Annotated in this window: 20 protein-coding genes; 5 read left to right on the top strand and 15 right to left on the bottom strand. The window is 71.1% G+C overall.

Going from position 1 to position 18044, the window contains the following annotated elements; translation table 11 throughout:
- From ABR571_RS11960 to ABR571_RS11945, 4 genes are all read right to left on the bottom strand, one after another.
- Positions 1–1255, bottom strand: a 1255-nt coding sequence (locus ABR571_RS11960) for a glutamyl-tRNA reductase (protein ID WP_409453430.1), incomplete at its 3' end; no start/stop codon positions are given.
- Between the two features lie 43 nt (positions 1256–1298).
- Entirely contained in the window at positions 1299–2024 is a 726-nt protein-coding gene (locus tag ABR571_RS11955) for a redox-sensing transcriptional repressor Rex (protein ID WP_409453429.1), read from the bottom strand.
- A 149-nt stretch (positions 2025–2173) separates the two neighbouring features.
- On the bottom strand, positions 2174–2422 hold the full coding sequence (locus ABR571_RS11950; protein WP_409453428.1) for a glutaredoxin family protein: 249 nt from the start codon (positions 2420–2422) through the stop codon (positions 2174–2176).
- Positions 2409–3860 (bottom strand): class I adenylate-forming enzyme family protein, encoded by a 1452-nt coding sequence (locus ABR571_RS11945; protein ID WP_409453427.1) that lies wholly within the window; start codon positions 3858–3860, stop codon positions 2409–2411. The genes ABR571_RS11950 and ABR571_RS11945 overlap by 14 nt, the downstream gene beginning before the upstream one ends.
- A 202-nt stretch (positions 3861–4062) precedes the next feature.
- Between ABR571_RS11945 and ABR571_RS11940 the strand changes: the two genes are divergently transcribed.
- The 3 genes from ABR571_RS11940 (at position 4063) to ABR571_RS11930 (ending at position 7266) form a co-directional block, all read left to right on the top strand.
- Entirely contained in the window at positions 4063–4896 is an 834-nt protein-coding gene (locus ABR571_RS11940; protein WP_409453426.1) for a sigma-70 family RNA polymerase sigma factor, read from the top strand.
- A gap of 117 nt (positions 4897–5013) precedes the next feature.
- Positions 5014–6270, top strand: coding sequence for a DUF5667 domain-containing protein (locus tag ABR571_RS11935; RefSeq protein WP_409453425.1), 1257 nt, complete (start codon positions 5014–5016; stop codon positions 6268–6270).
- Positions 6271–6363: 93 nt separating this feature from the next.
- Entirely contained in the window at positions 6364–7266 is a 903-nt protein-coding gene (locus ABR571_RS11930) for an HAD family hydrolase (RefSeq protein ID WP_409453424.1), read from the top strand.
- Between the two features lie 66 nt (positions 7267–7332).
- Here ABR571_RS11930 and ABR571_RS11925 read toward each other — a convergent pair whose 3' ends face one another.
- The 8 genes from ABR571_RS11925 to ABR571_RS11890 form a co-directional block, all read right to left on the bottom strand.
- A complete protein-coding gene (locus tag ABR571_RS11925) occupies positions 7333–8376 on the bottom strand; it encodes a lysophospholipid acyltransferase family protein (protein WP_409453423.1) in 1044 nt (347 codons plus the stop codon).
- Positions 8377–8405: 29 nt separating this feature from the next.
- A complete protein-coding gene (locus tag ABR571_RS11920) occupies positions 8406–9458 on the bottom strand; it encodes an NAD-dependent epimerase/dehydratase family protein (protein WP_409453422.1) in 1053 nt (350 codons plus the stop codon).
- A 31-nt stretch (positions 9459–9489) separates the two neighbouring features.
- Positions 9490–9588: a 30S ribosomal protein bS22 gene (locus ABR571_RS11915; RefSeq protein ID WP_012854759.1), complete on the bottom strand. Its 99-nt coding sequence runs from the start codon at positions 9586–9588 to the stop codon at positions 9490–9492.
- A gap of 84 nt (positions 9589–9672) precedes the next feature.
- Positions 9673–9918, bottom strand: coding sequence for a helix-turn-helix domain-containing protein (locus tag ABR571_RS11910; protein WP_409453421.1), 246 nt, complete (start codon positions 9916–9918; stop codon positions 9673–9675).
- Between the two features lie 163 nt (positions 9919–10081).
- Positions 10082–10888: a pyrroline-5-carboxylate reductase gene (gene proC, locus ABR571_RS11905; protein WP_409453420.1), complete on the bottom strand. Its 807-nt coding sequence runs from the start codon at positions 10886–10888 to the stop codon at positions 10082–10084.
- Between the two features lie 13 nt (positions 10889–10901).
- Positions 10902–11846, bottom strand: coding sequence for a proline dehydrogenase family protein (locus tag ABR571_RS11900; protein WP_409453419.1), 945 nt, complete (start codon positions 11844–11846; stop codon positions 10902–10904).
- Between the two features lie 84 nt (positions 11847–11930).
- Positions 11931–12764 carry a sugar phosphate isomerase/epimerase family protein gene (locus tag ABR571_RS11895; protein WP_409453418.1) on the bottom strand — a complete coding sequence of 278 codons (834 nt, stop codon included), beginning with the start codon at positions 12762–12764 and terminating at the stop codon, positions 11931–11933.
- A 28-nt stretch (positions 12765–12792) separates the two neighbouring features.
- The gene (locus tag ABR571_RS11890) at positions 12793–13725 is read right to left on the bottom strand and encodes a hypothetical protein (protein ID WP_409453417.1); all 933 of its coding nucleotides are present in this window, start codon (positions 13723–13725) and stop codon (positions 12793–12795) included.
- Positions 13726–13759: 34 nt separating this feature from the next.
- Between ABR571_RS11890 and ABR571_RS11885 the strand changes: the two genes are divergently transcribed.
- On the top strand, positions 13760–14533 hold the full coding sequence (locus ABR571_RS11885) for a hypothetical protein (protein WP_409453416.1): 774 nt from the start codon (positions 13760–13762) through the stop codon (positions 14531–14533).
- 2 nt (positions 14534–14535) lie between these two features.
- On the opposite strand, the gene ABR571_RS11880 is transcribed toward ABR571_RS11885, so the two are convergent.
- Together ABR571_RS11880 and ABR571_RS11875 are read right to left on the bottom strand one after the other, a co-directional pair.
- The gene (locus ABR571_RS11880) at positions 14536–15216 is read right to left on the bottom strand and encodes a response regulator (protein ID WP_409453415.1); all 681 of its coding nucleotides are present in this window, start codon (positions 15214–15216) and stop codon (positions 14536–14538) included.
- Positions 15213–16463, bottom strand: a complete 1251-nt coding sequence (locus ABR571_RS11875; RefSeq protein WP_409453414.1) for an ATP-binding protein — start codon at positions 16461–16463, stop codon at positions 15213–15215. Before ABR571_RS11875 ends, ABR571_RS11880 begins: the two co-directional genes overlap by 4 nt.
- A 134-nt stretch (positions 16464–16597) precedes the next feature.
- Here ABR571_RS11875 and phoU point away from each other — a divergent pair, with 134 nt between their 5' ends.
- Complete coding sequence (phoU, locus tag ABR571_RS11870) at positions 16598–17275, top strand: phosphate signaling complex protein PhoU (RefSeq protein WP_409453413.1); 678 nt, start codon at positions 16598–16600, stop codon at positions 17273–17275.
- A 9-nt stretch (positions 17276–17284) separates the two neighbouring features.
- Here the strand turns inward: phoU and ABR571_RS11865 are convergent, their stop codons facing one another.
- A complete protein-coding gene (locus ABR571_RS11865; RefSeq protein WP_409453412.1) occupies positions 17285–18028 on the bottom strand; it encodes a phosphoglyceromutase in 744 nt (247 codons plus the stop codon).
- Positions 18029–18044: the final 16 nt, after the last annotated feature.

Genomic DNA, 18044 nt, shown 5'->3' with positions numbered 1-18044 from the left:
GGTCGAACAGCTCACGCAGGGCCGCGGCGTACTGGTCGCCGCCCGGCGTCGAGGCGAGTTCCTTGACCCGGACGGTCGGCGCGTGCAGCACCTTCTCCACGGCACGGCGGACGGCGTCGGCCACCTCGCGGCGGGCGGCGGCCTCGAGCGTCGGCAGCCGGCCGTCGAGCCGGGCGAGCTCGCCGTCGATCACCTGGTTGGCCCGCGCCCGGAGCGCGGTCACCGTCGGTGCGACCGCGAGGCGTTGCTGGGCGGCGAGATAGTCCTGCAGCTCGGCCGCGACGATCGCAGAGGCCGCGGCGACGTCGTCGTCACTGACCATCGCTCCGCCGGCCCGCAGCGCGTCGAGGTCGACGTAGGTCACGCCGGGCTGGACCGCGACTGCCGGGTCGACGTCACGCGGCAGCGCGAGGTCCAGGACGACGAGCGGACGCTCGGCCCGCGACCCGATCAACTCGGCCTCGACGATCAGGCCGGTGGAGCCGGTCGAGGAGATCACGAGGTCGGTCGAGCCGATCTCGGACGCGAGGTCGGCCAGCGACGCGGCGCGGCCCTCGACGGCGACGGCCAGCCGGGCGGCGCGCTCGGGCGAGCGGTTGGCGACCACGATGTCGGTGACGCCGCGGCGGCGCAGCGTTGCGCCGCTGAGTGCACCCATGGAGCCGGCCCCGACGATCAAGGCCCGCTGCGCGGACAGCGACCCGAGCACGTCCGTGGCCCGGTCGAGCGCCACGGACACGATGGAGGCGCCGGCCTTGTCGATGCCGGTGTCGGAGTGGACGCGCTTGCCCACCCGCAGAGCGGTCTGGGCCAGGTCGTGCAGCACGCGGCCGACCGCACCGGTCTCGGTGCCGAGCGCGTAGGCCGACCGCAGCTGGCCGAGGATCTGCGACTCGCCGATCACCATCGAGTCGAGCCCGGCGGCCACGGTGAACATGTGCTCGGCCGCAGCCTCGGCGAAGTGCACGTACAGATGGTCGGCGAGGCCGGACACGGCGAGGCCGGCGTGCCGGGCGAGCACCGACGTGATCTCGGCGACGGCCGGGTGGAACCGGGCGACGTCGGCGTAGACCTCGATCCGGTTGCACGTCGACAGCAGCAGGACCTCGCTGATCATCTCGGCGCGGTTCAGCTCGTCGAGGGTCTTGCGCACGTCGTCGTTCGGGACGGCGGCGCGCTCGAGCACCGACACCGGCGCCGTCCGGTGCGAGAGACCTACGACCAGGACGCTCATGCCCTCGCTCCGTTCGGGCATGCGGAGACGCCAGGCCTACGGCTCGCTCGCAAGCTTCGCTCGCTCATCTCACGGCCTCCGAGAGCGCGGCCGCGGCCTTGCGGGTCTCGTGGAACGACAGGATCTGCAGCTCGGCGGCGAGGTCGACCTTGCGCAGGTGGACGTGCGGCGGCACCGACAGCACCACCGCAGCGAAGTTGAGGATGCTGGTGACGCCGGCGGCGACGACGCGGTCACACACGTCCTGCGCCACGGCGGCCGGAACGGCCAGGACACCGATCGTGATCGCGTGCTCGGCCACGATCGCGTCCAGGTCGGCGATGTCACCGACCTTCAGTCCGCGGATCGTCGAACCGATCCGGGCCGGGTCGGCGTCGATGAGCGCGGCGATCTGGAAGCCGCGGGTGGCGAAGCCCGCGTAGCCGGCGAGGGCCTGGCCCAGGTTGCCGACGCCGATCAGGGCGACCGAGCGGTGGACGGTCAGCCCGAGCGTCCGCGAGATCTGCTCGGTCAGGGTGGTCACGTCATAACCGACTCCGCGGATCCCGTACGAGCCGAGGTAGGACAGGTCCTTGCGCAGTTTGGCCGAGTTGACGCCGGCGACGGCGGCCAGCTCGTCGGACGAAACGGTGTTCACCGAGCGGTCGGCCAGGGTGCCGAGCACCCGCAGGTAGGTGGCCAACCGGGCCACCGTGGCCTCGGGCACGCGGGAGTCGCCGTTGCGGCCGTCGGCGCCAGGGGTCGCGTTGCCGACGACAGGCTTGCGGCGAGTGTCGCGCGGAGCGGTCATCGGCACCTCGGGGCGGGGCGTCGCAGAGGCCGGGGAACCCCTTGATTCGGCGCCCGGCCGCTGTGGTAGAAGCGGGCTCGGAACGCCCCGAACGGTACGCCGCTCGTGAAAGTTTTCCCAAATCGAGAAGGCCCGTGGTAAGGGCTCCCTCAGCGGGCGACGGCCTTGCGGAAGCGGGCCTCCTCGACCCTCCAGTACCCGTGTTCCTTGCCGTCTATGAGCACGACGGGCACCCGGTCGGAGTACTCGTCGCGCAGCACCTGTGCGGAATCCACGTCGACTTCGCGCAGAGCGAAACCGAGCTCGGCCGACAAGCGCCGCAACAGCTCTTCGGCCGTCTCGCACAGGTGGCAGCCGACCCGGCTCAGCAACGTCACCTGGTGATCAGCGGGCGGCACCGTCGGCCTCCCGGTCGAGCTGCCATTTCATGATCTTGCCAGTGACCGTGTGGGGTAGCTGCGCAACGATCTCGATGACCTTCGGCAACTTGAACCGGGCCAGCGAGCGGGCGGCCGTGGCCAGCAGCTCGTCGGGTTGCAAGGTGGCCCCGACCGCCGCCACCACGAACGCGTGCACCGCCTCGCCGGTCTCGCCGTCGGGTACGCCGACCACGGCCACCTCGGCGACGTCCTCGTGGGCGGCCAGGACCGCCTCGACCTCGGCCGGGTACACGTTGAAGCCGTTGACGATGACCAGTTCGGAGCTGCGGCCGACCAGGTGCAGTTGGCCGGACTCGTCGGTCACGGCGATGTCGCCAGTGCCGAACCAGCCGTGCGCGTCGGGCCCTTCCCGACCGTCCGGCCAGTAGCCGGAGAAGAGATTGGCGCCGCGGACGAAGAGCCGGCCCGGGTCGCCGTCGTCGACCGGCTCGTCATCGCCGTCGCGCAGCTCGACCTCGATGCCGGGCAGCGGCAGGCCGATCGCGCCCGGACGGGGATGCTCGCGGCCGGGACCGAGGGCGTTGATCGTCACGACCGGCGCAGCCTCGGTGAGCCCGTAGCCGTCGTAGAGGGTGACGCCGGCCTCGGCGTAACCGTCCACGACCCCGCGCGCGAGGGTCGCCGACCCGCTCATGGCGAAGCGAACGGACGCGAAGCCGGCGGCGAACTGCGGATCGGCGAGCCAGGCGGCGTATTGCCCGGGGACGCCGAGCAGTGCGGTGACCCCCTCGGCGGCCATCGTCGCCAGGGTGGCGCCGGGATCGAAGCGATCGGCCAGCACCAGCGTCGCGCCGACCCTCAGTGCCGTGCCGAGCCCGGCATTGAGCCCGAAGATGTGGGTCAGCGGCAGCGGGACGAACAACACGTCGTCGGCGGTCAGCACGGGCGGCTCGACGGCGGCGATCTGGTCGACGTTGGCGAGCAGGGCCCGGGCCGACAGCATCGCGCCCTTCGAACGTCCACTGGTCCCGCTCGTGTAGAGCAGGACGGCGAGCTCCTCACCGCCCCGGTCGCAGTGCGGGTCGGCCCCGTCGGGCGCCGACTTGAGCAGGTCGCGGGTGGAGTCGGCGGCCAGATGCAGGGCGGCCGCGCAGTCGGACAGGACGTAGTCGATCTCAGCAGCGGTGTAGGAGGGGTTGACCGGGACGGCGACGAGGCCGGCCCGCAAGGCGCCCAAATAGAGCAGGACGAGGTCGGCGCCGGTGCCGAGCTGCAGGGCGACCCGGTCGCCGGTGCGGAGCCCGCGGCCCAATGCCAGCGCGGCCGAGGTGACCCGGCGGTCGAGCTCGGCGAAGGACAGCCTGGTGTCACCGTCGACGAGCGCGATCTTGTCCGGGGTCGCGGCGGCCTGTCGGCGCAGGAGGTCCGAGGGGCCTTTGGCGGGTGGCTCGCTCACCGTTCCAGCCTCGCATCGCCGGGTCCGCAGACGGTCAACTGGGTCGAGATTACCGGCGACGAATCGTCCCCAATTACCGCACACCGGACGAAATTGATCTTGAGCGGGGTGTTCACGAAGCTACTCCCCGGTTACGCTCACCCAAGCTTCACGCGTGAAAACAATCGCGCCGCGTACCCCTGTCCGGAGGGTTCGAACGCCGATGGCCTGGAATGCCGCACGCCCGGGGCACCCCCGCCCCGGTGGCCTGCGCGCCCTGGCTGATCTGGTCAACGAGGCATTGGCGGCGATGGGTACGCAGCCCGCCGTGGTCGGGCCCATGTTCTCCTCGGCTCTCGAATCGACTCCGTCGACGATCGTGCACAAACCCAGCCCGGTGCGCGGCCGGACGTCCAGGAACATGCGCCCGCCGGTGCCGGGGCCGGGACCGGAGCCCGAGTCGGCGCCGCCCCAGCCGGCCGAACAGGCCGACGAGGGCGTCGACGAGACCCATGTTGAGACGTGGCGACTGGTGCGGCTGTCCCAGGAAGGGGACGGCGAGGCCTTTGGTTTGCTGTACGACCGCTACGTCGACGTCGTCTACCGCTTCGTGTACTTCCGCATCAACGACCGCGCCCTCGCCGAGGACTTCACCAGCGAGACGTTCCTGCGCGCCCTGCGCCGCATCGGCACCATCAGCTACCAGGGCCGCGACATCGGCGCCTGGTTCATCACCATCGCGCGCAACATCGTGCTCGACCACCTGAAATCGGCCCGCCACCGCCTCGAGCTGACCACCGCCGACACGCTCGAGGGCAAGGAGCAGGCCGAGAGCACGGAATCCGCCGTCCTCGGCCTGTTGCAGTCCGAGCGCCTGATGCAGGCGGTCAGTCAACTCGGGGACGAACAGCGCGAATGCGTCATGTTGCGCTTCGTGCAGGGCCTTTCGGTCAGCGAGACCGCGGGTGTGATGGGCAAGAACGACGGCGCCATCAAGGCACTGCAGCACCGCGCAGTGCGCAAACTGGCCGAACTCGTCGGCGCTGAGCTCCGATGACCACTTTTCGGCGGATATCAAGTAACGGTTGCCCTTCGGCGTCGTTAATTCAGCTGAACCAATCAGAGGAACTCGACCAGCCGCGGGCGCGGCGGATGGACGCAGGGGATGAACGAGATGGCTGAGCATCGCGTGACGATGCTGGGCGCCTCGTGGCGGCGTTTCGAGGACCCCACCCGGTCCCGCGACCCGCGGGTCCTCGCCGTCGTCGGTGCGCTGGCCACCCTGCCCGCCGTCCCGCCGCGGGCCGAGTTCCGCGCCGAGCTGCGGGCGCAGCTCGTGGCGATCACCCCGCGCATCGTGGCCGAGAGCGCCGAGGCGGCCACCGGGCTGCTCGAACCCGTCGCCGACGCGCCTGCGCGGGCCCGCAAGACGGCCGGAGCCCGGCACGCCGACGGCTTCCTGGCCCGCCTGCGGGGCGTCCGGCTCGGCCGCCCGCTCACCATCGCCGCGTCACTCGTCACCGCCTTCGTCGTCCTGTTGGGCGGTGCCGTCTACATGAGCCGCAAGGCGCTGCCCGGCGACGCCCTCTACGGCCTCAAGCGGGCCAGCGAGCGGGTCGAGCTGGCGACCGCGGGCAGCGCCACCGAGAAGGCCAAGGACCACCTGGACTTCGCCGCGACCCGCGCCCGCGAGGTGCAGGCCCTGCTGTCGCGCGCCTCGGCGCGCTCCGACGCCGCGGCTCCCAAGCTCGATCCCGACACCGCCCGGCTGGTCGCGTCCGCGCTCGGCTCGGCCGACGCCGATGTCACCGCCGCGTCCGTGCTCCTCGGCAAGCAGGCCGTCAGCAAGAAGTCGACCGCTCCGCTGAGCACCATGACCAAGTGGGCGCCGGGACAGCTCGACCGGCTGCGGGACATCGCGGCACTGATGCCGAGCGGTGCCCTGCAGAGCCGCACCGAATCGTCGGCCAACCTCGTCGCCGCTGCGCTGACCCGGGCCGAGACGCTTGCACCGAAGGTCGACTGCTCGTGCCTGCGCTCGACCGGCGTCGACTCGCTCGGCCCCGTTCCCTGCACCACGTGCCCACCCGCCGGAGCATCCGGCACCGATCCGTCCAACCCGCAGCCGGGCAACGGCGGCGGACAGGGCGGCACCGGCGCCGGCAGCGCGGGCGGCAAGGCGGGCAGCGGGGCGACGGGCGGCACGTCGCCCAACTCGACCGTGGTCAAGCCGCACAGCTCCGCGACGCCCAATCAGCCGGCACCGCAGACCACCAATCCGCCGGCCATCCCCGGACTGCCGCTGCCGACCATCAAACTGCCGACCTCGTCACTACCGGTCAACGTGTCGTCCTGCTCGCTGGGTGTATCGGTGGGCCCGCTGAATCTCGGCGTCGGGCTCTGCACCCTCGGCATCTCGGTGCACCCCTGAGGTTCGCTCGCCGGCCGTGAGGCCGAAGCCACACCGCGAGTCCGACCGACCGGAGCTGAACCGCGCCGAGCCGGCGTCGATACCCTGGGCCGCGTGAGCCCGACCCGGCAGGCGACCGAGGAGCGGATCCGTCCGCTCGAGACCGAGCCCGACCCGTCGGCGGCCGCGTTCTTCGACGTCGACAACACCATGATGGTCGGAGCGTCGATCTTTCATTTCGCCAAGGGTCTGGCGGCGCGCAAGTTCTTCTCCTGGCGTGACCTGGCCCGGTTCACCGCCCGCCAGCTTCGGCTCCGGCTCGGCGGCGAGCACCCGGACGATCTGCACACCTCGCGGGAGTTGGCGCTGGCCTTCGTCGCCGGCAAGAAGGTCGCCGAGATCGTCGACCTCGGCGAGGAGATCTTCGACGAGGAGATGTCAGACAAGATCTGGGCCGGGACGCATGCCCTCGCCCGCTTGCATCTCGACGCCGGCCAGCGGGTGTGGTTGGTGACGGCGACCCCGGTCGAACTGGCCACGATCATCGCGCGGCGCCTGGAGCTGACGGGTGCGCTCGGGACGGTCGCCGAGTCGGAGAACGGCTTTTACACGGGTCGGCTGGTCGGCGAGGTGCTGCACGGCGAGGCCAAGGCTGCGGCCGTCCGGTCACTCGCGGCCCGTGAGGGCCTGGACCTCGCCCACTGCTCCGCCTACTCGGACTCGATCAACGACCTGCCGATGCTCTCCCTCGTCGGGCGGCCCGTCGCCGTCAATCCTGACTCGGCCCTGCGCGGTGAGGCCAAACGGCGCGGCTGGGAGATCCGCGACTTCCGCACCGGGCACAAGGCGGCGCGCATCGGCGTCCCGGCCGCCCTCGGGCTCGGGGCGGCCGCCGGGGGCGTGGCGGCCGGGATCGCCGCCAACCGGGCCCATCGCCGCGGCACGTTCAACCCGGCATACAGCGCGGCCCGGACAACCGCCACGCGCGCACTGCGCTGGCGCCTCGGCTTCCGCTGACCGGCCTGCCCCTAGGTGACCACCAAGGCGATGAGCGCTCGCGAGGCTCGGCGGATTAGATGCAGATCAGCGCCAGACGCTGCGGCGCTGCACCAGCAGCCGGTAAAGCGTGCTCTGGATCGTCTCGCGCACCCGGTCGGCCAGGTCGAACACCGCGGCCGCGTCCTCCGCCGCCTCGGCGTCGACGTCCTCGGTGTGGATCGGCGCGCCGAACTCGATGTACCACTTGCTCGGTAGCGGGACGAGGCCGAGCGGGCCGAGCCAGGGGAACGTGGGCGTGATCGGGAAGTAGGGCAGCGCCAGCATGCGCGCCAGCAGCCTGGAGTTGCCGATCAGGGGGTGGATCTCCTCGGAGCCGACGATCGACACCGGGATGATCGGGACGCCGGCCTTGATCGCGGCGTGTACGAACCCGCCACGGCCGAAGCGCTGCAACTTGTACCGCTCGCGGAACGGCTTGCCGATCCCCTTGAAGCCCTCGGGCCAGACGCCGACGAGCTCACCGGAGCGCAGCAGCCGCTCGGCGTCGTCGGCGCAGGCCAGCGTGCTGCCGGTCTTGCGGGCCAGCGCGCCCAGCCCGGGCGTGCCGAAGACGAGGTCGGCGCCGAGCATGCGCAGGAAGCGGCCTGCTGGGTGCTCGACGTGCACGGCGACCGCGGTCATCGCCGCGTCCAGCGCCCAGAGCCCGCCGGCGTGGTTGGCGACGAGCAGCGCGCCGCCCTCGGCCGGGATGTTCTCCACGCCGTTGACCTCGACGCGGAACCAGTTCTCGTACAGCGGCTTGAACAGCGGCAGCACGGCGTGCTCGGTGAGGTCGCGGTCGAAGCCGAACTCGTCGACCCGGTAGTCGCCCTCGAGGCGGCGGCGCAGGAAGGTCAGCATGTTGGCCAGGCGCAGCTCCCAGCCGGTCGGCGCGGTCGCCACGACGGTTCCGGGGCGCGGCTCGGCCGCGTCAGGCGCCGGCGGCGGGGTGGGAGCGGGCGGCAGGGTGTGGATGGACGCGACGGGCTGCCCCGGGCCCGGCGTGGGGCGCCGCGACAGCCGCCGGGGCCGGCGAGGCGGGCGAACGGCCTCGTCGGAGTGCAGCTGGATCACCCGTGCTTCGTCCACGTCCGTACCTCTCCCGCGGCTGCTACCCATCATGTCCCCGACATGGCCAGTCGGCGGCTCTCACGGCGGGCGTGCAGCAGTCGCGACCCTACGCCGACGGCGGCGAGCGCCAGGCGGGGTCTGGGGGGCGCGCCGCGCAGATACGACTCGACCGCGTCGCCGGTCGCGTGCTGGGGCGTGAAGCCGAATTCGGTGCGCAGCTTGGTGGTGTCGACCACCCGTCCGAAGTTGAGGTAGCGGGCGTCCTCGGCGGTGACGTCCACGGCGCCGGTGTTGCGCACGATCGTTGCGGCCAGCCCGAGCGCCGCCCCCGGCACCGGGACGCGCACCCGTCCGGCCCGGCGGAGGACCTGGGAAAGCAGCACCACACCGTCGCCGGCGACGTTGACCACGCCCGGACGGTGTGAGGTCGCGGCCAGGCGCAGCGCCTCGACGGCGTCGTCCTCTTGCAACAGTTGCATGCGCGGGTCGAACCCGATGGCGGCCGGAACGACGGGCATGGCCAGGTAGCGGGTCATGGCATTGTCGATGGTGGGACCGAGGATCGCGGCCAGCCGCAGCACGCTGACATCCACGTCCGGGCGGCGGCGAGCGAACCCGCGCACGTAGCCTTCGACCTCGACGGCGTCCTTCGCGTAGCCGGCCTGCGAACCGTCGTGCGGATGCATGTCCTCGGTGAAGACGGCGGGGTCGCTCGGCCCGCAGCCGTAGACGGCAGTGGTCGAGCGGACCACGACCCGTTCGACGGTGTCGGATTTCTGGCAGGCGGCGAGCAGCTGCATGGTGCCGATGACGTTCATCTCCTGCATCGCCACCCGGCCGCCCACCGCGCGCGGCGAGGCCATCAGGGCGGCGTGCACCACGGTCGCGACCCGGGCCTGCGTCATGACCTTAGCGATGAGCGGATTGCGGATGTCGGCGCGCACGAACTCGGTGCGGCCGAGCAGCTGGAGATCAGCGGTCCGCGGCGGCATCATGTCGATGCCGATGACCCGGTCGATCGACGGGTCGGCCGCGAGCTGCGCGGCGAGTCGCCCGCCGAGGAACCGGCTGACTCCGGTGATCAGGACGACGTTCGTCATCGGTCGGAGAGGCGCGTCAGCAGAGCGCGGGTTACTTCTTGTTACGCCGCTGGACGCGCGTCTTCTTCAGCAGCTTGCGGTGCTTCTTCTTGGCCATCCGCTTGCGCCGCTTCTTGATGACAGAACCCATGCTGAAACCCTCGCCAGTAGTGTGGAGCCCGCGCTACCAAAGCGCCGAAGCCCCCAGCGTACCTGGCTGGCGAGTTGCCGTTCCCTACCCGGCTTCGATGAAGGCGGCGCGGAGGTAGTCGTGCACCGCCTGCTCCGGAACCCGGAACGACCGACCGACCCGGACCGCGGGGAGTTCGCCCGCGTGGACCATTCGGTAGACCGTCATCTTGGAGACCCGCATGACCGTGGCCACCTCGGCCACGGTCAAGAAGCGGACCTCGGACAGCACCGGATCGACCGGGCGGACCCCCGGTTCCTTCGGTTCATCGTCATCCCGTGCTGCAGGCATGTCTCACCGACACCTTCGGCACGTGTCGGGCCGACGGCTTCCCCACCGACGGACTGGACACGCACGTGCTGGGCGTGACACTAGCGGTACTGGTGGGGCCAATGCGATAGCTGTACCCCACCTGAGTCGCAGAAGGACGCCGGATTGACCCGATTTGCCCGGATTACTCGGCTCCCAGTTCGCGGCTGCGGATCGCCGCGGCCTCGATGGCAGCCAGCAGCGCGGCCCGGACGCCATGTACCTCGAGCTCCCGGATCGCGGCGATCGTCGTCCCGCCGGGGCTGGTGACGGCCTCGCGGAGCTGCACCGGATGCTCCCCGGTGTCGCGCAGCATCGTCGCCGACCCCACCGCCGTCTGCACGATCAGCTCGGCGGCCAGCGCCCGCGGCAGGCCGAGCAGGATCCCGGCGTCGATCATCGCCTCGACGAGGTAGAAGAAGTAGGCCGGCCCGGACCCGGAGAGGGCGGTGACCGCGTCCAGCTGATGCTCCGGCACCCGGACGACCCGCCCGACCGACCCCAGCAGCGACTCGGCGACGGCCAGGTGATCGTCCGTGGCGTGCAGCCCGCCGGCCACCGCCGTCATCGCCTGGTCGACCAGCGCCGGGGTGTTGGGCATGCAGCGGACGACGGCGATCCCGTCGGGCAGCCCGCGTTCGATGTGCGCCGTCGTGACGCCGGCGGCGACGGACACCACCACGTGCCGCGTCTCGATCGCCGGCGCGATCTCGGCCAGCAGCGCGTCGATGTCTTGCGGCTTGACCGCGAGCAGCAGGGTGGCGGACTGCTTCACCGCGCTGGCGACGTCGGTGACCTCGATCCCGAACCTCTCGGCGAGATAGGCGGCCCGCTCGGGGTGCTTCTCGCTGACGACAATTTGGCCGGCCGTGCGCTCGCCACGGAGCAGGCCGGAGATGAGCGCCTCGCCGATCTTGCCGCCGCCCAGGACGGCGATCGCATCCACTGCCATGGCGCCCACTATCTCAGCCCTTGGTGATGAGCGCCCGGGCGAAGAACGTCAGGTTGGCCGGACGCTCGGCCAAACGGCGCATCAGGTAGCCGTACCACTGCGCGCCGTACGGGACGTAGACCCGCACGACGTGACCGGCCGCCGCTAGCCGCCGCTGCTCGTCGGGCCGAATGCCGTAGAGCATCTGGAACTCGAACGCGTCCACCTCGTGGGCCGCCGCACGGTCGGTCGCGATGGCGATCAGCGTCGGGTCGTGAGTGGCGAACATGGGGTAGCCGTCGCCTTCGAGCAGGACGTTCATGCTGCGGACGTAGGAGCGGTCGACGTCGGCCCGCTTCTGGAACGCGACCGAGGCGGGCTCCTGGTAGGCGCCCTTGCACAGGCGCACCCGGCTGCCGGCGTAGGCGAGCTCGCGGCAGTCGCTTTCGGTGCGGCGCAGGTAGGCCTGCAGGACGGCACCGGTCTCGGGGAAGTCGCCGCGCAGTTCGCGCAGGATGCCGAGGGTGGAGTCGGTGGTGGTGTGGTCCTCCATGTCGAGGGTGACCGTGGCGCCGACGCGGCGGGCCTCGGTGCAGATCGTCCGGGCGTGGTCGAGGGCGATCCGTTCGCCGTCGCCGGGCAGCGCCTGGCCGATCGCGCTGAGCTTGATGCTGACCTCGGCCCGCGCGGTCAGCGGCTTCAGCAGCCGGGTGAGGTGGGCGGCCTCGAGCGAGCCGAGCAGGTCGAGGTAGGCCCCGGCGACCGCGTCGGCGTGCGCGCGGTCGGTGGTGTCCTCGCCGAGGTGGTCCAGCGTGACGTGGAGGCCGGCGTCGACGAGCGCCTTGGTCGCGGCGACGGCCGAGCGGGTGTCCGGACCGCCGACGAAGCGGCGGACGACACTGCGCGAGACCGGCGCGTGGGTGACGAGTGACTCGATCCGGGAGTTCCGCGCGGCGGCCAGGATGGTGGAGCGGAGCATGCCGTGAGGCTAACCCGCCCCGGCTTTGCACCTTTCAGGGCGGCAAAACGGCCCGTTTAGCAGCCCTGAAAGGTGCAAAGCCGGTCACGGGGCGGACGGGTGTGGGGCCACCAGGTGCAACCGGCAGTAGGCCAGGGCCTCGGCCAGGTCGGCCTCGCGCTCGGCCCGGTCCAGCGCGCGGCGCGTGTTGATCTCGACCACCACATGCCCGTCGAAACCGCCAATGGCCAGCCGCTCGAGGACGTCGGCGCACGGCTCGGTGCCGCGTCCGGGCACGAGGTGCTCGTCCTTCGGCAGCCCGGTGCCATCGGCGATGTGCAGGTGGGTCAGCCGGTCGCCCATCGCGTCGAGCATCGCCACCGCGTCGGACTTCGACACCGCCGTGTGCGAGAGGTCGAGCGTGTAGTCGCGGTAGGGCTCGTCGGCCGAGACGTCCCAGCTGGGCTGGTAGGCCGAGACCTCACGGCCGCGCACCCGCAGCGGGAACATGTTCTCCACGGCAAAGCGGATGTCGGTCTCGTCGGCCAACCGCTGCACACCCTCACGGAAGCCGCGCGCATAGTCGCGTTGCCAGCGGAACGGCGGATGCACCACGACGGTCTGCGCGCCGAGCAGCTCGGCCGCGAACTGCGCCTTCTGCAGCTTCGTCCACGGATCGGTGGTCCACACGCGCTGGGTGATGATGAGGCACGGCGCATGGATGGCCAGGATCGGCACCTGGTAATGCTGCGACAGGCGCAGCAGGGCGTAGGGATCCTGGCTCACCGGATCGGTCCACACCATGACCTCGACGCCGTCGTAACCGAGCTTGGCGGCCAGTTCGAAGGCGACCGGAGTTCCCTCCGGATAGACGGAGGCCGTGGACAGCCCGACCTTCGCGCGCGAGGACCGCAGCGCGCGGGCCGGGCGGACGGTCATGCGCCGGACAGTACTTCGTCGGCTGCCGTCAGGTGCCGTCGAGCCAGTCGAGACGTCGAAGGATCACACCCTCGCGCAACGCCCACGGGCACAGTTCGAGCGCGTCCACTCCGAGCGCGTCCATGGCCGCGGCGGCGACGACGGCGCCGGCCAACGTCTGGTGCGCCCGCCCGACGCTCACGCCGTCGAGCTCGGCCAGGTCCGCCGACGCCATTCGCGAGATGAAGGCGTGCACTTGGTTCAGACCGGTGCGGGTGAGCACCCGTTGCGTTCGCGGGCCGGCCGAGCTCGGCGCCGCGCCGGCCAGTCGGGCCAGCGTCCGGAACGTCTTGCTCGTCGCCACGACGCGGTCCGGACGCCCAATGGCCAACAGCTGCTGGGCCGGTTCGGCGAGCACGTCCGCGACGTGTGCGCGCAACCGGACGACGTCGTCCTTCGGCGGCGGATCGTCGGTGAACCATTCACGGGTCAGGCGGGCCGCGCCCAGCGGCAACGAGAACGCCAGCTCGGGGTCCTCGTCGGCGCCGGCGGCGAGTTCGAGCGAGCCGCCGCCGATGTCGAGGCTGATGATGTTGCCGGCGCTCCACCCGAACCACCGGCGCACGGCGAGGAACGTCAGCCGGGCCTCGTCCTCGCCCGACAGCACGCTCAGCCCGACGCCGGCCTCCTTGCCCACCCGCTTGAGCACTTGCGCGCTGTTGCCGGCGTCGCGGACCGCGGACGTGGCGAACGCCAGCAGCTCGTCGCACTCGAGCTCGTCGGCCTCGCGGCGCGCCGCCTTGGCGGCCTCGACCAGCGCATCGGCGCCGGCCCGAGTGAGGTCGCCGTCGCGATTCAGGTTCTCGGCCAGGCGCAGTTCGGACTTGCGTGAGTGCTGCGGTGACGGTTGGGCGCCGCGGTGCGCGTCGACCACGAGCAGGTGCACCGTGTTCGACCCCACGTCCAGCACGCCGAGTCGCATGCTCCAAACCTTATGCGTCTCGTACGCTCGGTGGATGCACGTTCGTGAGACCACTCTCGACTTCCCCCGCGAGTGGATCGAGTTCGCCGATCCGGCCGACGACTCGCACTGGATCCGTGCGGATCTGACGTGGCTGTGCTCGCGGTGGACGTGCATATTCGGTCGCGGCTGTCACGGGACCATCGCCGGCCAGGCCAGCACTGGGTGCTGCAACCACGGCGCGTACTTCTCCGACAAGGACGACCGCAAGCGCGTGACCCGCTTCGCCGCGCAGCTGACGCGCGACGACTGGCAGCTCTACGACGAGGGGCACCGCGACGGGAAGCTGAAGTTCACGGAGAGGGGCGAGGGTGAGGACGAGGCCCGGCGCAAGACCCGCGTGGTCGACGGCGCCTGCATCTTCGCCAACCGCGAGGGCCATCCGGGCGGCATCGGCTGCGCGCTGCACGGACTGGCGCTGCGCCTCGGGATGAACCCGCTCGAGACGAAGCCCGAGGTGTGCTGGCAGCTGCCCGTCCGGCGCGAGCAGGAATGGATCGACCGAACCGACGGCACCCGCATCCTGCGCTCGACGATCGCCGAGTTCGACCGGCGCGGCTGGGGCGAGGGCGGCCATGACCTCGACTGGTACTGCACGTCCTCACCCGAGGCGCACGTCGGCGGCGAGCCGATGTACGTGTCCTACGGACCGGAGCTGATCGCGCTGATCGGCGACAAGGCCTACGACGAGCTGTCGGCCATCTGCGCGAAGCGCCTCGAGCTCGGCCTGGTGGCCGTCCACCCCGCAACCAAGGCAGCGGGAGCGTAGCCCTAGCTCTCGAACTTGTAGCCGAGGCCTCTCACGGTCACCAGGTACTTGGGGCTGGCCGGGTCGGGCTCGATCTTCGCCCGTAGCCGTTTCACGTGGACGTCGAGGGTCTTGGTGTCGCCCACGTAGTCGGCACCCCACACGCGATCGATCAGCTGGCCGCGGGTGAGCACCCGGCCGGCGTTACGCAGCAGCAGCTCGAGCAGGTCGAACTCCTTCAGCGGCAGCGCCACCTGGTGGCCGTCGACGGTCACCACGTGCCGCTCGACGTCCATGCGCACCGGTCCGGCCTCGACCACGTTGAGCATCAGCTCCTCGGGCTCGGCGCCACGGCGCAGCACAGCTCGGATGCGGGCCACCAGCTCGCGCGACGAGAACGGCTTGGTCACGTAGTCGTCGGCGCCGAGCTCGAGCCCGACCACCTTGTCGACCTCGCTGTCGCGCGCGGTCACCATGATGATCGGCACGTGCGAGCGGCTGCGCAGCTCGCGGCACACCTCGGTGCCCGAGAGCCCCGGCAGCATCAGATCGAGCAGGACGAGGTCGGCGCCGCCGCGGTCAAAGGTCTGCAGCGCCTCGTGGCCGTTGGCCGCCACCTCGACCTCATAGCCCTCGCGCCGCAGCATGTACGACAGCGCATCGGAGAACGATTCCTCGTCCTCCACCACCAGGACTCGCGTCATTCGGTCTTCCCATCAGTACTGGTCACCAGGACCGGGTCTTCGAACATGGCCGACGATGGCCGATCCGAGTGAACACGCGGTAGCCGGATCGTGAACGTCGATCCGGACCCGGGCGAGCTCCACACCGACACGGTGCCGAGGTGGTTGGTCACGATGTTCTTGACGATGGCCAGGCCGAGCCCGGTGCCGCCGGTCGCGCGCGAGCGAGCCGGGTCGACGCGGTAGAACCGCTCGAAGATCCGGTCGCGCTCGGAGTCGGCGATCCCGATCCCCTGGTCGGTGACGGAGATGTCGACCGTGGGCCGCGCATCGTCGTCGGTGGACGGCCGCGCGGTCACCGCCACCTTCGTCCCGGCCCCGCTGTAGGCGATCGCGTTGTCGACGAGGTTCGCGACCGCGGTCGCCAGCTGGGCGCTGTTCCCGCGTACCCGCAGAGATCCCACGCTCGACGGCGTCACGGTGATGGACGCCTGCTCGGCCGCGAGCCGGGTGCGCTCGATCGCCTCGTCGACGACCCAGCTCACCGCGACCTCCTCCGAGCCCGGCAGGGGGTCGGCGCCCTGCACGCGTGAGAGTTCCATCAGCTCGCCGACCAGCTTGGCCAGCCGGTTGCCCTCGTGCTGGATCCGGCCGGCGAAGCGGGCCACCATCGCCGGTTCGTCGGCCGCGTCCTGGATCGCCTCGGCCAGCAGGGTGAGCGCTCCGACCGGTGTCTTCAGTTCGTGGGAGACGTTCGCCACGAAGTCGCGACGGACGGCCTCTAACCGGCGCAATTCGCTCACGTCGGCCAGCAGCAGGCACACGGCGGCCGGACGCTCGTCCGCACCGGGAAGGGGGACGGCGGTGACGGCCAGCGCGATCGGTTCCCGACCCAGCCGGCCCATCGGCAGGTCCACTGACACGGTCAGGTGCTCGCCGGTCTCGAGCGCCTTGCGGGCGATGGTGAGCAGTCCCGGGAAGGCGAGGGTGTCGACGTCCAAGATCCCCATCGTGCGGGCGGCCGGGTTCACCAACACCGCCCGTTCCTCGCGGTCGAGGACGACGACGCCGGAGTCGAGCGCTTCGACGACGAGCGAGGCCAGCGGTTGCGACGGATCCGATGTGACCGCCGGGGCGGGCCCGGCGGTGGCACTCTCGTCGGACACCGAAGGTGCGGCGTACGGGTGGCGGCGGGCAGCGATGAGCAGGCCCAGCGCGACGCCCACGGCGAGCGCCACGACCACGAGCACGCCTGCCCATACCGGCACGACTCGATTCTACGGGCGGGTGAGCGGCCGGGAGGCCGTTGCACAACCCGGGTCACGGGTTGTTCACCTTGCCGACGGTCACCGTTCACGGCGTCACCATGATGCGGTCGCCCAGCGTAAGCACCCTCGAGCTCATGCGTGACGTGTTCCATGACGAGCTGGACGACATCGGCGACGGCGTCGCGGAGATGATCCAGCTGGTCGCCGCGGCCATGCAGGGCGGAACGAGCGCACTGCTGGATGCCGACCTCCTGCTTGCCCAGAAGGTGATCGACGCCGACACGCGCGTCGACGCGCTGCGCGTCGATCTCGAGGACCGCGCGTTCCAGATGATCGCGCGCCAGCAGCCGGTGGCCACCGACCTGCGGGTGCTTGTGACGACGCTGCACCTGGTCGCCGACCTCGAGCGGATGGGCGACCTGGCGTTGCACGTCGCCAAGATCGCGCGGTTGCGCTTCCCCGACATGGCCGTGCCGGAGGAAGCCCGCGATGTCATCCTGCAGATGGGCGAGGTCGCGCGCTCGCTCGTGCAGAAGGTCGGCGAGGTCGTCGAGGGCCGCGACATCTCGCTCGCGCAGGCGATCGAGGCGGAGGACGACTCGATGGACGCGCTACGGCGCAAGTTGTTCACGCTCGTGCTGTCGCCGCGATGGTCGCACGGCACCGAGGCGGCGATCGACATGACGCTGCTCGGTCGCTACTACGAGCGCTACGCCGACCATGCGGTCGCGGTCGCCCGCCGGATGATCTTCATCGTCACCGGGCAGCGGCCGGTCGCGCCGACGAACGGGCTGACCGCGCCGCTCGGCTAGCCGCGGCGCCTACTTCTTGCCCTGGTTGGCCACGGCCTCGATGGCCGACGCGGCCGCGCGCGGATCGAGGTATTCGCCCGGCCCGGTCGGCAGCAAGGTCGCATCGTCCAACTCGTAGCGCAGCGGGATGCCCGTCGGCACGTTGAGCGACACGACGGCCTCGTCGGACAGCTTGTCCAGGTGCTTGATCAACGCGCGCAGCGAGTTGCCGTGGGCCACCACCAGCACCACACCGCTGCGCCGCAGGTCGGGCACGATCGCGTCGTACCAGTAGGGCAGCATCCGGCCGACGACGTCCTTCAGGCACTCCGTCCGCGGGACCGTCTCGAGCAGGTCGGCGTAGCGCGGGTCGTGCACCTGGCTGAACTCGTCGTCGTCGGCGAGTGGGGGCGGCGGCGTGTCGTAGGACCGGCGCCACAGCATGAACTGTTCCTCGCCGAACTCGTCGCGCACCTGTGCCTTGTTCTTGCCCTGCAGCGCGCCGTAGTGCCGCTCGTTGAGCCGCCACGAGCGGCGCACCGGGATCCAGTGGCGGTCGGCGGCGTTGAGCGTCATCTCGCAGGTCCGGATCGCGCGCCGACGCAGCGACGTGTGCACGACCTCGGGCAGCAAGCCGGCATCGACCAGCAACTGACCACCGCGGCGGGCCTCCGCCTCGCCGGCCGCGGTCAGGTCGACATCCACCCAGCCGGTGAAGAGGTTCTTCTGGTTCCATTCGCTCTCACCATGGCGGAGCAGCACGAGCGTGGGCATGCGGCGATTCTGCCAG

This window comes from Jatrophihabitans sp., from assembly GCF_046262535.1.
Taxonomy (GTDB): Bacteria; Actinomycetota; Actinomycetes; order Mycobacteriales; family Jatrophihabitantaceae; genus Jatrophihabitans.
Note: the sequence above shows the minus strand (reverse complement) of the source record. Positions and strands in the feature narration are given on the sequence as shown.